The sequence below is a fragment of the Streptomyces sp. NPDC058751 genome (genome assembly GCF_042746485.1).
Taxonomy (GTDB): domain Bacteria; phylum Actinomycetota; class Actinomycetes; order Streptomycetales; family Streptomycetaceae; genus Streptomyces.
The window spans coordinates 109394-122786 of sequence record NZ_JBHYPZ010000006.1 but is presented as its reverse complement, the minus strand read 5'-3'; the positions used below and the strand labels follow the sequence as shown (position 1 = coordinate 122786).

At 71.0% G+C, this 13393-nt stretch carries 9 protein-coding genes and 1 riboswitch; of the genes, 3 read left to right on the top strand and 6 right to left on the bottom strand.

Going from position 1 to position 13393, the window contains the following annotated elements; genetic code table 11:
* Positions 1 to 162: 162 nt before the first annotated feature.
* Complete coding sequence (locus ACFW6B_RS08415) at positions 163 to 2991, bottom strand: GNAT family N-acetyltransferase (protein WP_386593363.1); 2829 nt, start codon at positions 2989 to 2991, stop codon at positions 163 to 165.
* A gap of 175 nt (positions 2992 to 3166) precedes the next feature.
* On the opposite strand from ACFW6B_RS08415, the gene ACFW6B_RS08410 reads away from it, so the two are divergent.
* Positions 3167 to 3448, top strand: coding sequence for an HPr family phosphocarrier protein (locus ACFW6B_RS08410; RefSeq protein ID WP_386593361.1), 282 nt, complete (start codon positions 3167 to 3169; stop codon positions 3446 to 3448).
* Positions 3449 to 3672: 224 nt separating this feature from the next.
* Here ACFW6B_RS08410 and ACFW6B_RS08405 read toward each other — a convergent pair whose 3' ends face one another.
* The 4 genes from ACFW6B_RS08405 to ACFW6B_RS08390 all read right to left on the bottom strand — a co-directional run bounded on the left by ACFW6B_RS08405 (position 3673) and on the right by ACFW6B_RS08390 (position 8464).
* Positions 3673 to 4365 (bottom strand): GntR family transcriptional regulator, encoded by a 693-nt coding sequence (locus ACFW6B_RS08405; protein ID WP_386593359.1) that lies wholly within the window; start codon positions 4363 to 4365, stop codon positions 3673 to 3675.
* A gap of 196 nt (positions 4366 to 4561) precedes the next feature.
* The gene (locus tag ACFW6B_RS08400; protein ID WP_386593358.1) at positions 4562 to 5329 is read right to left on the bottom strand and encodes a M23 family metallopeptidase; all 768 of its coding nucleotides are present in this window, start codon (positions 5327 to 5329) and stop codon (positions 4562 to 4564) included.
* A 12-nt stretch (positions 5330 to 5341) separates the two neighbouring features.
* A riboswitch (cyclic di-AMP (ydaO/yuaA leader) is annotated at positions 5342 to 5501 on the bottom strand.
* Positions 5502 to 5717: 216 nt separating this feature from the next.
* Entirely contained in the window at positions 5718 to 7106 is a 1389-nt protein-coding gene (locus tag ACFW6B_RS08395; protein ID WP_386593356.1) for a M16 family metallopeptidase, read from the bottom strand.
* Complete coding sequence (locus ACFW6B_RS08390; RefSeq protein ID WP_386593354.1) at positions 7103 to 8464, bottom strand: M16 family metallopeptidase; 1362 nt, start codon at positions 8462 to 8464, stop codon at positions 7103 to 7105. Before ACFW6B_RS08390 ends, ACFW6B_RS08395 begins: the two co-directional genes overlap by 4 nt.
* Before the next feature lie 381 nt (positions 8465 to 8845).
* Between ACFW6B_RS08390 and ACFW6B_RS08385 the strand changes: the two genes are divergently transcribed.
* Positions 8846 to 11305 carry a DNA topoisomerase (ATP-hydrolyzing) subunit A gene (locus ACFW6B_RS08385; RefSeq protein ID WP_386593351.1) on the top strand — a complete coding sequence of 820 codons (2460 nt, stop codon included), beginning with the start codon at positions 8846 to 8848 and terminating at the stop codon, positions 11303 to 11305.
* A 7-nt stretch (positions 11306 to 11312) separates the two neighbouring features.
* Here the strand turns inward: ACFW6B_RS08385 and ACFW6B_RS08380 are convergent, their stop codons facing one another.
* A complete protein-coding gene (locus ACFW6B_RS08380; RefSeq protein WP_386593349.1) occupies positions 11313 to 12407 on the bottom strand; it encodes a CobW family GTP-binding protein in 1095 nt (364 codons plus the stop codon).
* Between the two features lie 323 nt (positions 12408 to 12730).
* Between ACFW6B_RS08380 and ACFW6B_RS08375 the strand changes: the two genes are divergently transcribed.
* Positions 12731 to 13231, top strand: coding sequence for a DUF6082 family protein (locus ACFW6B_RS08375; protein WP_386593348.1), 501 nt, complete (start codon positions 12731 to 12733; stop codon positions 13229 to 13231).
* Positions 13232 to 13393 lie beyond the last annotated feature (162 nt).

Sequence of the window (13393 nt, the reverse complement as noted above, 5' to 3'; positions counted from 1 at the left end):
CCGGATCGCGCAGGGTGACCGGTGGGACGCGGGCAGGGAAGGCGCCCGGGCGGAATGCCTCCGGACGCCGGACGGGCCGCCCGCCGTCATGGCGCTCCCCCTCCGGCGCCCGGACGGCCCTGGCCGCCCGGACACTCCGGGCAGCCCTGCGGCCCGGACGCCTCACACGACCGGCAGTGTCCGGGGGCCGAGGTCGTCCCGGAGCGGGGCGCGGGCCAGCCGTACCGTGGCGCCCAGGACGCTCAGGCCGGCCGGGGCGACCACCACCGGCTCCAGCGAGACCGCGACGACCTCCGGGTGGTCGTCGACCAGCCGGGAGACCCGCAGCATGAGCTCTTCGAGGGCCGCCGTGTCGACCGGGGCGGAGCCCCGCCAGCCGAACAGGAGCGGTGCCGTCCTGATCGACCGGACCAGCGAGGCCGCGTCCCTGTCGGTGACCGGGATCAGCCGGTGGGCGGTGTCCCCGAGCAGCTCGGAAGCGGCGCCGGAGAGCCCGAAGGAGAGCACCGCCCCGGCCGCCGGGTCGATCACCGCGTGGACGACCGTGTCGACACCGCGCGGCGCCATCCCCTGCACGACCGGGCGCAGCACCGTCGGCGGCCCGAACAGTTCGGTCAGCTCCGCGTACGCCCGGCGCAACTGCTCCTCGTCCGCCACGTCCAGGCGTACGCCCCCGAGGTCCGCGCGGTGCCGGAGGTGGGGGGCGGTGGTCTTGAGGGCGACGGGGTAGCCGATGGCACGCGCGGCCGCTACTGCCTCGTCCGGAGTGGGGGCGGGCAGCGCCTGGTGCACGTCGATGCCGTAGCGCCCGAGCAGCGCCGCCGTCTGTTCGCCGCCCAGGGTCAGGCCCTCCCCGCGCGCGAGGAGGTCGTCGATCAGCCGGGCGGCCCCCTTCTCGTCGATGTCCTCGTACTCGGGCACCTTGCCGGGCTCTCGGGCGTCCGTGCGCCACTGGGCGTACTTCACGGCTTCGGCGAGGGCGCGGACGGCACGCTCGGCGGCGGGGTAGGCGGGGATGAGCCGGATGTCCGGCGCGGGCTCGGCGGGCGGCGCCGCGGGCGACCGGTCCGAGGGGTGGAAGCGGGCGCCGGGCGACGCTCCGGGTGCCCCCTCCGGGGCCTGCGGGGCGGTGCTCGCGGCGGCGGACAGGGCCTCGGCGAGTCCGCCCAGCTCGACGTGCACCACGAGCACGGGTTTCGCCGGGGCCTCCAGGGCGGAGGACCGGAGCGCCTCGGCGAGCGCCTCGTCGGCGGCCGAGGTCTCCCCCACCGCCGGTATGGCCGTCACGACGACGGCGTCGCAGCCGTCGTCGGCGAGCGCCTGCGACAGGGCCTTGTGGAAGTCCTCCGCCGACGCCGCCGTGGTCAGGTCCCGGGGCGGCAGCGGCCTGAGTCCTTCGGCGAGACACGCGTCGTACGTCAGCAGCCCCAGCGACTCGGAGTTCCCGAGGATCGCCACGCGGGGCCCCCGGGGAAGCGGCTGGCGGGCCAGCAGCAGGCCCGCGTCGACGAGTTCGGTGATCGTGTCCACCCGGATCACTCCGGCCTGGCGCAGCAGCGCGGACACCGTGGCGTGCGGCAGCCGGGTGGCCCGTACGGCGTGCCCCTGGGGAGCGGCCCCGCCGTGCCGTGCCCCCTGGACCACGACCAGCGGCTTCGCGGCCGCCGTCCGCCGCGCGAGGCGGGTGAACTTGCGCGGGTTGCCGATGGATTCGAGGTACATCAGGGCGACGTCGGTGTCCGGGTCGTCGTACCAGTACTGCAGGACGTCGTTGCCGGAGACGTCCGCGCGGTTCCCGGAGGAGACGAAGGTCGACACGCCGGTCACGCCCGTGACGCCGCCGCCACGCCGGTGCAGCCGGGACAGCAGGGCGATGCCGATGGCGCCGGACTGGGCGAACAGGCCTATGCGTCCGGGGCGGGGCATCTGGGGGGCGAGCGAGGCGTTCAGACGCACCGCGGGCGCCGTGTTGATGACCCCGAAGGCGTTGGGGCCGATGATGCGCATCCCGTACGTGCGCGCGTGCCGCACGAGTTCGCGCTGGCGTTCGCGTCCCTCGGGGCCGCTCTCCGCGTAGCCGGCGGAGACCACCACCAGCCCCTGCACGCCGTGTTCGCCGCATTCCGTCACGATCCCGGGGACGTGTTCGGTGGGCACGGCGACGACGGCGAGGTCGACGGGGTCGGCGATGTCCCGGACGGAACGGTGGGCCGGGACTCCGTCGAGCTGTTTCTCCTGGAGTGCCGTGTTCACGGCGTACAGGCGGCCGGTGAACCCGGCCTGCCGGAGGTTGTCGAGGACGCTGCGGCCGACCCCGCCGGGGGTGCGGCCCGCGCCGATGACGGCGACCGAGCCGGGCGCGAGCAGCCGCTGGACGGAGCGGGCCTCGGCGCGCTGTTCCCGCGCGCGCTGCACGGCGAGGGACCGGTCGGTGGGTTCGAGATCGAACTCCAGGCGTACGACACCGTCCTCGAAGCTGCGCTTCTGGGTGTATCCGGCGTCGGTGAAGACCTTGATCATCTTGTTGTTGGCGGGCAGCACCTCGGCGGCGAAGCGGCGGATGGCGCGCTCGCGGGCCACCGCGGCGATGTGCTCGAGCAGTGCGGAGGCGACACCCCGGCCCTGGTGGGCGTCCTGCACGAGGAAGGCGACCTCGGCCTCGTCTGCGGGGGCGGAGGCGGGCATGCCGTCCCCGTTGATCCGGTCGTAGCGCACGGTGGCGATGAACTCGCCGCCCACCGTGGCGGCGAGGCCCACCCGGTCCACGAAGTCGTGGTGGGTGAAGCGGTGGACGTCCTTGGCGGACAGCCGCGGGTAGGGCGCGAAGAAGCGGTAGTACTTCGACTCGTCCGACACCTGCTCGTAGAAACTGACCAGGCGCTCGGCGTCGTCGACGGTGATGGGCCTGATGCGTGCGGTGCCGCCGTCGCGCAGCACCACGTCGGCCTCCCAGTGGTCTGGGTACTCGTGCCGGTCCGACGAGGTCTGCATGGGCCCCAGAGTACGGCTCGCGTACGACAACGGCGCGAGGCAGTCTGAGGGTGACGGGCGTCGGAGCGGGTCTTCGACCGACACCGCGGCGGGCGGGACCCGGGACAGTCCGGGCACGCCTCGCGATATGGAACAATGGTCTAGACAACCCTGAACACCCGAAGGGCAGCATCACATGGCTGAGCGCCGCGTCAACGTCGGCTGGACCGAGGGCCTCCACGCCCGGCCCGCCTCCATCTTCGTCCGGGCCACCACGGCTTCCGGCATCCCCGTGACGATCGCCAAGGTCGGCGGCGACCCCGTCAACGCCGCCTCCATGCTCGCGGTCCTCGGCCTGGGCGCCGAGGGCGGCGAGGAGATCGTCCTCACCTCGGACGCCGAGGGTGCGGACGCCGCGCTCGACCGTCTGGCGAAGCTGGTCGCCGAGGGGCTCGACGAGCTCCCCGAGACCGTCTGAGACCCGTACAGGGTACCCGGACACACACGGCCGAGCCGCGTCCACCTTCACCGGGTGGCGCGGCTCAGCCGTTTTCCGTACCCACGCCCGGGAATTCCCTGGCGCCCCTCACGGGCTCGCGCAGCGGCTGCGGGAATGGCACGCGGAGAAATTCCGGACACGCTCATAAAAGGGCATGAAAAATAAGCCCCCGCTGAATATCCTCTTTGTATACGACACCCGTGTTAAAGATGCGGACCCGTCGTGTTTACGGGATGTTGCGAACTTCTCACACGGTCCGACCGGTCACCGCCGGGAAATCGGAGCCGGTGCGCGGCCGTGGCGCGCTCGGTGTGCAGGGTCGTGATCGCGCGGGCCCGCTCGCTGTCCCCGCGGGCCACCGCGTCCACGATGCCGCCGTGCTCCGCCCAGGACTCCGCGGGGTCCGCCGGGACCTCGACCGAGTACATCCAGGCGATCTTGTGACGCAGCTGGGCGAGCGTCGAGGTCAGCGCGGGGCTGCCGGACGCCTGGGCGAGCGTCTCGTGGAACCAGCCTCCCAGGGAGCGCAGATCCTCGCTGTGGCCTCGCCTGGAACGCTCCTGCCCCAGCCTGACCAGACCCCGCAGCACCTTGAGGTGGGCCTCCGTGCGCCGCTGCGCGGCCCGCGCGGCCCCCAGGGGTTCCAGCAGCATGCGCATCTCCAGGAGGTCCGCGGCCTCCTGCTCGGTGGGTTCCGCGACGCACGCGCCCGCGTGCCGGCGGGTGACCACGAAGCCCTCGGCCTCCAGCGTGCGCAGCGCCTCGCGCACGGGGACGCGCGAGACGCCGTAGCGGCGCGCGAGCAGTTCCTCGGTGAGGCGGCCGCCGCGCTCGTAGACACCCGCGACGATGTCGTCACGGATCGCCGTGCACACCGAGTGCGCCGGAATACGCATGACCGACCTCCGCTTTAATCCCCGTGAAACGCCGCCGATTGACGCTTGTTCAGTGACTCTATTGCAGGAAGCCTGAATTTCCGACGGCGGGCCTGAATCCATGGATATTTTTTGGACAGACGCCCTGTGGAAACGACGATGCCCCGGCTCGGTGAGCCGGGGCATCGAAAACGGGGAAGAAGCCGCGAAGCGGTGGTCAGAGGTTGACGCCGTGCGAACGCAGGTACGCGACCGGGTCCAGGTCCGAGCCGTACTCCGCCGTCGTACGGGCCTCGAAGTGGAGGTGCGGTCCCGTGGTGTTGCCGGTGTCCCCGGAGAGGCCGATCTGCTGCCCCGGAGTGACCGTCTGTCCCACGGACACCCCGATGGACGACAGGTGGCCGTACATGGTGTACGTGCCGTCGTGCATCTTGATCACGACTTGATTGCCGTAGGCGCCACCGTCTCCGGCCGTGACGACCGTGCCGGCGCCGACGGAGCGGACCGACGTGCCGGTCGCGGCGTGGAAGTCGACGCCGGTGTGGCTGCCGGACGACCAGAGGGCGCTGCTGGCCTGGTAGCCGGTGGAGACGTACGAACCGGCGATCGGCATGACGAACGTGTTCAGCCGCTTGCGCTCGGCCTCCCGGGCGGCGCGCTCCTTGGCCTCGCGGAGCTTCACGGCCTGCTCGGCGGCCTGCTTGCGCGCGGTCTGCTCGGCCTGCTTGCGCGCGGCGGCCTCGTCGGCGGCGCGCAGCTGCGCGAAGGCCTGCGCGTCGATCTGGTCGGCGACCGTGTCGCCGAGGGTGATGGCCTGGGTCAGCCCGGTCTGCTCGACGGAGGCTTCCGCGGCGAACGCGGGGGCGGCCAGGGTTCCGATCACACCGGTGGTGGTGGTGAGCGCCGCGACCCCGACGGCGGTCGTGGTCGTGCTGTGCACGCGGCTCGTACGACGATGCTTGCCGGTGCCACAGGTGAACGCCATGTAGGGGCTCGTCCTTTCCTTCCCTCTCGCCTACCGGGTTAGCTGACGGGTTCGGAGCAGGAAGGTCTCCTACGGGCCCCCTCCGAAGAGGGCGTCCGATTCACCCCAGGGACTGCGCGTGGGTCCCCGGCTCCCCTGACTCGCGTCATGGGGGACTCGGCGATGACTGTCCGGTGCCGCGGGTGCGGCGCTCTGCGTGACGAACAGCCGGACCGACGCTAGACGGGGCGTCTTTCGAACAACAAACGGATCACGATTTTTGTAACGCATCCCACAGGGCAGAAGGGCAACCGCCATACGAATACGGACATCTTGAGGGCGGCGTCGGGACGAGGAAGGGCCCTGACGGCTCTTCAGCCGTCAGGGCCCTTCCTCCGTCGCACGGGTTCTACTCGGCTGCCACCACGGTGACTTCACCGATCCCGAGGGCTCTGACGGGGTCCGCGATCTGCGCCGCGTCGCCCACGAGGACGGTCACCAGACGGTCCGTCGGGAAGGCGCTCACGGCCGCCGCGGTGGCCTCCACGGTGCCGGTGGCGGCCAGTTGCCTGTAGAGCGTCGCCTGGTAGCCGTCCGGCAGGTGCTGTTCGACCTGGTCCGCGAGCGTGCTCGCGACGGCCGCCGCCGTCTCGAACTTCAGGGGCGCGACACCCACCAGGTTCTGCACGGCGACGTCGCGCTCCGCGTCGGTCAGGCCCTCGGCCGCGAGGGTGCGCAGCACCTTCCACAGGTCGTCGAGCGCCGGGCCGGTGTTCGGCGTGTCGACCGAGCCGCTGATGGCGAGCATCGCGGCGCCCGTGCCGTCCGGCGCGGAGCGCAGGACCTGTCCGAAGGCCCGTACCCCGTAGGTGTAGCCCTTCTCCTCGCGCAGGACGCGGTCCAGGCGCGAGGTGAGGGTGCCGCCGAGGCAGTAGGTGCCGAGGATCTGGGCGGGCCACACGCGGTCGTGCCGGTCGGCGCCGACACGGCCGATGAGCAGCTGGGTCTGGACGGCGCCGGGGCGGTCGACGATGATCACCCGGCCGGTGTCGTCGGCGCTCACCGGCGGCACGGGAAGCGGCTCGGCGGCCGAGCCGGTCCAGGAGCCGAGCGTGTCGGCGAGCAGTTCGTCGAGATCGACACCGGTCAGGTCGCCGACGACGACCGCGGTGGCCGTGGCGGGGCGCACGTGCTTCTCGTAGAAGGCGCGGACGCCCGCCGAGTCGATGTTCCGGACGGTCTCCTCGGTGCCCTGGCGCGGGCGCGCCATGCGCGCGCTCGCCGGGAACAGCTCCTTGGAGAGTTCCTTGGCGGCACGGCGGGCCGGATTGGCCGTCTCGTGCGGGATCTCGTCCAGCCGGTTGGTCACCAGCCGCTCGACCTCGCTGTCCGCGAACGCGGGGGCCCGCAGGGCGTCGGCGAGCAGGCCGAGGGCCTTGGCCAGGCGCGAGACCGGCACTTCGAGGGACAGACGTACACCGGGGTGGTCGGCGTGCGCGTCGAGCGTGGCGCCGCAGCGCTCCAGCTCGGCGGCGAAGTCCTCGGCCGAGTGCTTGTCCGTGCCCTCGGAGAAGGCGCGGGCCATGACCGTGGCGATGCCGTCCAGGCCTGCGGGCTCGGCGTCCAGCGGCGCGGCGAGGATCACCTCGACGGCGACGACCTGCTGGCCGGGGCGATGGCAGTGCAGCACGGTCAGACCGTTGCCCAGGGTGCCGCGCTCGGGGGCGGGGAAGGCCCACGGCTTCGGCTGGCCGGCCTGGGGCTGCGGGTGGAAGTCCATGGTGGCGAGCTCGGTCACTTCGCCGCCTCCTCGTCGGTCTCGTCGGCAAGGTCAGCCGCGTCGGCGGCTTCGGTGGTGGTCGGCTCGTAGACGAGCACCGCGCGGTTGTCGGGGCGCAGGCGGGCCTTGGCGGCCTCCCGGACCTCGTCCGCCGTGACGTCGAGGACGCGCTGCACGGCGGTCAGGGCGAGCTGCGGGTCGCCGAACAGGACGGCGTACCGGCACAGTTCGTCGGCGCGGCCCGCGACGGTGCCGAGCCGGTCGAGCCATTCGCGCTCCAACTGGGCCTGGGCGCGCTCCATTTCCTCGGTCGTGGGGCCTTCCTCGGCGAACCGGGCGAGCTCTTCGTCGACGGCGGCCTCGATGACCGGGATCTCGACGTCGCCGGACGCCTTCACGTCCAGCCACCCCAGGGAGGGTGCTCCGGCGAGCCGCAGCAGGCCGAACCCGGCGGCGACGGCGGTGCGGTCACGGCGTACGAGCCGGTTGTAGAGCCGGGAGGACTCGCCGCCGCCGAGGACGGTGAGCGCCAGGTCGGCCGCGTCGCACGCGCGCGTGCCGTCCTCCGGAAGGCGGTAGGCGGCCATCAGGGCACGCGCCGGGACCTCCTCCTCGACGACCTCGCGCAGCTGCTCCCCGATGGTGTCGGGCAGCGAGCCGTCCCGCGGCTCGGGCTTGCCGTCGTGCCCGGGGATGGAGCCGAAGTACTTCTCGACCCAGGCGAGCGTCTGCTCCGGGTCGATGTCCCCGACGACCGACAGGACCGCGTTGTTGGGGGCGTAGTTGGTGCGGAAGAACGCGCGGGCGTCCTCCAGGGTGGCCGCGTCCAGGTCCGCCATCGACCCGATCGGGGTGTGGTGGTACGGGTGGCCCTCGGGGTACGAGAGCGCGGTGAGCTTCTCGAAAGCGGTTCCGTACGGAACGTTGTCGTACCGCTGGCGGCGCTCGTTCTTCACGACGTCGCGCTGGTTCTCCATGGACTCGTCGTCCAGCGCCTCGAGCAGCGAGCCCATGCGGTCGGCCTCCAGCCAGAGGGCGAGCTCGAGCTGGTGGGCGGGCATGGTCTCGAAGTAGTTGGTGCGCTCGAAGCTCGTCGTGCCGTTGAGCGAGCCGCCGGCTCCCTGGACGAGTTCGAAGTGGCCGTTGCCGTGGACCTGCTTGGATCCCTGGAACATCAGGTGCTCGAAGAGGTGGGCGAGTCCGGTCCGGCCCTTGACCTCGTGGCGCGAGCCGACGTCGTACCAGAGGCACACCGCTGCGACCGGGGTCAGATGGTCCTCGGAGAGCACCACGCGCAGGCCGTTCGCCAGGCGGTGCTCGGTCGCTGTCAGGCCGCCGGAGCCTGCCTCAGCTGTGGCCGTGTGACCCATGGGCATGTACGTCCCTTCGATCGCGGAACTACGTCATTCCTGTCGGTCCTGCCACTGTATGCAAGCGCGCGGACGGCTGGCGAAGTTCCCGCACCTCGTACGCCGAGAGCGAGACTCGTGCGTGGCCCCGGCGCACCCGGGGAAGTCCTCCGGGAACCGTCGCGAACGCGCTCGGAGGCCGCCGGGCACCGGCCGGACCGGTTCGCGGACCGCCCGTACGCCCGGCTCGGACAGTCGCCCGGAAGAGGTCACGGCGACGCCCGCGGCACCCGCCGCGAGGGCGCTACGGACGGGTCGCGGTCGGCACTGTCAGTGGGGCGGTCCACAATGGTGCGCGTCAGAACCCGTTCATGCCCCGGCAGAGACTGTGAAGGAGCCGCAGCAGCGATGGCCCGCCGCAGCACGAAGACCCCGCCGCCCGACGACTCGTACGAGGAGAAGATCCTCGACATCGACGTCGTGGACGAGATGCAGGGCTCCTTCCTCGAATACGCGTACTCGGTCATCTACTCGCGAGCCCTGCCGGACGCCCGCGACGGCCTCAAGCCGGTTCACCGCCGCATCGTCTACCAGATGAACGAGATGGGCCTGCGCCCCGACCGCGGCTACGTGAAGTGTGCCCGTGTCGTCGGCGAGGTCATGGGTAAGCTGCACCCGCACGGCGACGCGTCGATCTACGACGCCCTGGTGCGTCTGGCGCAGCCCTTCTCCATGCGTCTGCCCCTGGTCGACGGCCACGGGAACTTCGGTTCGCTCGGCAACGACGACCCGCCGGCCGCGATGCGGTACACCGAGGCCCGGATGGCCGACGCGACGTCGCTGATGACGGAGTCGATCGACGAGGACACCGTCGACTTCACACCCAACTACGACGGCCAGGAGCAGGAGCCGGTGGCCCTCCCGGCCGCCTTCCCGAACCTGCTGGTCAACGGCTCGTCCGGCATCGCGGTCGGCATGGCCACGAACATGCCGCCGCACAACCTCGGCGAGGTCATCGCCGCCGCCCGGCACCTCATCCGCTACCCGGGCGCCGACCTCGAGACGCTGATGAAGCACGTCCCGGGACCCGACCTGCCCACCGGCGGCCGGATCGTCGGCCTCTCCGGGATCAGGGACGCGTACGAGTCCGGCCGCGGCACCTTCAAGATCCGCGCCACGGTGTCGGTGGAGGACGTCACGGCGCGCCGCAAGGGTCTCGTCGTCACCGAGCTGCCCTTCACCGTCGGCCCGGAAAAGGTGATCTCCAAGATCAAGGACCTGGTCGGCTCGAAGAAGCTCCAGGGCATCGCCGACGTCAAGGACCTCACCGACCGTGCGCACGGCCTGCGCCTGGTCATCGAGATCAAGAACGGCTTCGTGCCGGAGGCGGTCCTCGAGCAGCTCTACAAGCTGACGCCGATGGAGGAGTCCTTCGGCATCAACAACGTGGCACTGGTCGACGGCCAGCCGCTCACCCTGGGCCTCAAGGAGCTGCTGGAGGTCTATCTCGACCACCGCTTCGACGTCGTGCGCCGCCGCAGCGAGTTCCGCCGCGGCAAGAAGCGCGACCGTCTGCACCTGGTCGAGGGTCTCCTCGTCGCCCTCCTGGACATCGACGAGGTCATCCGCCTCATCCGCTCCAGCGACAACTCGGCACAGGCCAAGGAGCGGCTGATCGAGAGCTTCTCCCTCTCCGAGATCCAGACGCAGTACATCCTCGACACGCCGCTGCGCCGCCTCACCCGGTTCGACCGCATCGAGCTGGAGTCGGAGCGCGACCGCCTCAACGGCGAGATCGACGAGCTGACCGGCATCCTGGAGTCCGACGCGGAGCTGCGCAAGCTGGTCTCCGGCGAACTGGCCGCGGTGGCCAAGAAGTTCGGCACCGACCGGCGCACGGTGCTCCTGGAGTCTGCGGGCGCCCCCGCCGCGACCGTCCCGCTCCAGGTCGCCGACGACCCGTGCCGCGTCCTGCTGTCCTCCACGGGGCTGCTGGCACGCACGATGACCGCCGCCCCCTTCGGGAAGGACCCGGACGGCAAGCGCACCAAGCACGACGTGATCGTCTCCGCGGTGCCCGCCACGGCGCGCGGCGAGATCGGCGCGGTCACGTCCCTGGGCCGTCTGCTGCGCCTGAACGTGATCGACCTGCCGCAGCTGCCCGAGACGGCGTCGGCGCCCAACCTCTCCGGGGGCGCTCTGGTCTCGGAGTTCCTGTCCTCCCTGGAGGCGGACGAGACCGTGGTGTGTCTGACGACGCTCGACGAGACGTCGCAGGGCCTCGCGATCGGCACGGAGCAGGGTGTCGTCAAGCGTGTGGTGCCCGACTATCCCTCGAACAAGGAGGAGTTGGAGGTCATCACCCTCAAGGAGGGCGACCGGATCGTCGGGGCCGTCGAGCTGAGTTCCGGCGAGGAGGACCTGGTCTTCATCACGGACGACGCCCAGCTGCTGCGCTACCAGGCCTCGCAGGTGCGCCCGCAGGGCCGTGCCGCGGGCGGCATGGCGGGCATCAAGCTGACGGACGGCGCGAAGGTGATCTCGTTCACCGCGGTCGACCCGGCGGTCGACGCCGTGGTCTTCACGGTGGCGGGTTCACGCGGGACGCTGGACGACTCCGTCCAGACCACGGCCAAGCTCACTCCGTTCGACCAGTATCCCCGCAAGGGCCGCGCCACCGGCGGTGTGCGCTGCCAGCGGTTCCTGAAGGGCGAGGACTGTCTGTCGCTGGCCTGGGCCGGCCCGACTCCGGGGCGCGCCGCGCAGAAGACCGGCATGCCCGTCGACCTGCCGGTGATCGACCCGCGCCGTGACGGCTCGGGCGTGTCGCTGGGCAAGCCGGTGTCGGTGGTGGCCGGCCCGGCGTAGTCCGTGGTCAGCCCTCCGGGCTGGGCTCCTGTACGTAGCGGAGGACGCCCCACATGCTGTGTTCGTCGGCATGCGGGGCGTCCTCTTTGCATGCCTCCAGTTCCTTGCCCAGTGCCACCGTGTCGATCCCGGAGCCGATGAGGACGAGCTGGGTGAGCCGCTCGTCCGCGTCGGGCCAGGGTTCCGGGTAGAAACGCAGGAACCGCCCGACGGCGTGCACGGCGTACCGGTTGCGGGGGTCCTGGACGCCGAAGTCGACGTACCCCTTGATCCGGTAGAGCCCGTCGGGCCGGCTGTCGAGGAACGTCATCAACTTCCTTGGCCCGAGCGGGACTTCGGAGGTGAAGGAGAGGGAGTCGTAAGCGGAGTGCAGATGGCCGAGGTGGCCGTGACCGTCGTACTCCCCCTCGCCGCGCTTTCCCGGACCGTCCTCCTCGTCGCCGTTCTCGTCGTCCCGGTGGAGATCGTCGAAGGACAGCTGTCCGATGCGCTCCTCACCGGGCCTGCAGTCGAAGAGGAACTCCGGGTCGACACGGCCGTAGGCGGCGGGGACGACCGCGGCACGGTCGGCGAGCTCCCGGACGGCATCCAGCACACGCCCCGCGTCCTCGGCCCGGTCGGTCTTGTTGACGACGACGAGATCGGCGAGGGCGAGGTGCCGGTCGATCTCGGGATGCCTCTCACGCGTGGCGGCGAACTCGGCGGCGTCGACGACCTCGACGAGCCCTCCGTACACGATGCCCGGGTGCTCGCTGGCGAGCACCATGCGCACGAGTTCCTGGGGCTCGGCGAGCCCGCTCGCCTCGATGACGATGACGTCGATCCGGGCGGAGGGTTGAGCGAGCCTGTCCAGATATTGATCAAGTTCGCTGACGTCGACCGCACAGCACAGACACCCGTTGCCGAGCGAGACGGTGGAGTCGCCGAGCGCTCCGGCCACCGCCATGGCGTCGATCTCGATCGCGCCGAAGTCGTTGACGACGGCTCCGATGCGACTGCCGCCACTGCGGTGCAGGAGATGGTTGAGCAGTGTGGTCTTGCCGGAACCCAGGAAGCCGGCGAGAACGATGACCGGGATCTGCCGAGTGCTCGACCGACTCACCACGCGCCCTCTCTGAAACCTGTGCGCGCACCGGCTCACGAGGCCGGCGCTCACGCGGGGAATGAATGCCGACCCAGCATACGAGTGGGGGAAACGCCCCGAAGTGAACGATTGTTAGCGGCGCTCGCGGGGCACACGTTGGACATGGCGCCGGTGGATACGACCCGCACATCCCTCCGTGCGCCTCCTCTCCGCCTCCCCGCCGATCAGAGCCGCTCGGCAACACTGGGAGACGGCAAGCGCGCCGCCCACCGCTCGCCGGTCCGCTCCCTGTCGCCCCACAACCGACGACCGGCGGACGGTCGCCTGATTCGGGGGTTGACATGGCCACACAGATTTCTGCGATACGGAGGCTCGGCTCAGCCGCCTTGGCAGGGCTCGGCGCCGCGGCGAAAGCCATGGCGGAACGAAGCACACGGCAGCGCCGACGTGCCGTGCTCACCGAGCAGCACCGCCTCCATTTCGACCTGCTGTGCAAGGCCATGGACGATCCCGCCCTCGCCGCCGTCCTCAACACGTACGAAACCGAGATCGGCCCAGAGAAACAGCGCCAGTACCTCTTCGCGAACGCCCTCTACATCAACGCCCTGTACTTCCACCGGATCGGGGCGCTTACCCGCGCCGAGCTCCACGGCCACTTCCGCATCATCTGCCAGAACCCGATCTTCAGGGAGTACTGGGCGGCGACGGGGCATCACCGCAAAAGCCTGCCCGAGTCGTCCGATGAGGCCCAACTAGGGCGAATGATGGACACCCTGATTCAGGATCAGGCGGACGCGGACGCCGACGAGTGGTGGGTCGTCGGGGAGCCGGATGAGGGATAACCCTGACGCGCCTGGGCTTGACCGGTAGCCTCGCACGCGGGAGCCGTGCCACGCACGCCCCTGCCACGCCCTCGTACGCTGATTACCACCTATCACCCTGATACCACCCCTGTTCAAGCAAAGCTGTTCAGATTCACTCGACTGCTTGGCGGGCTTCAGGCA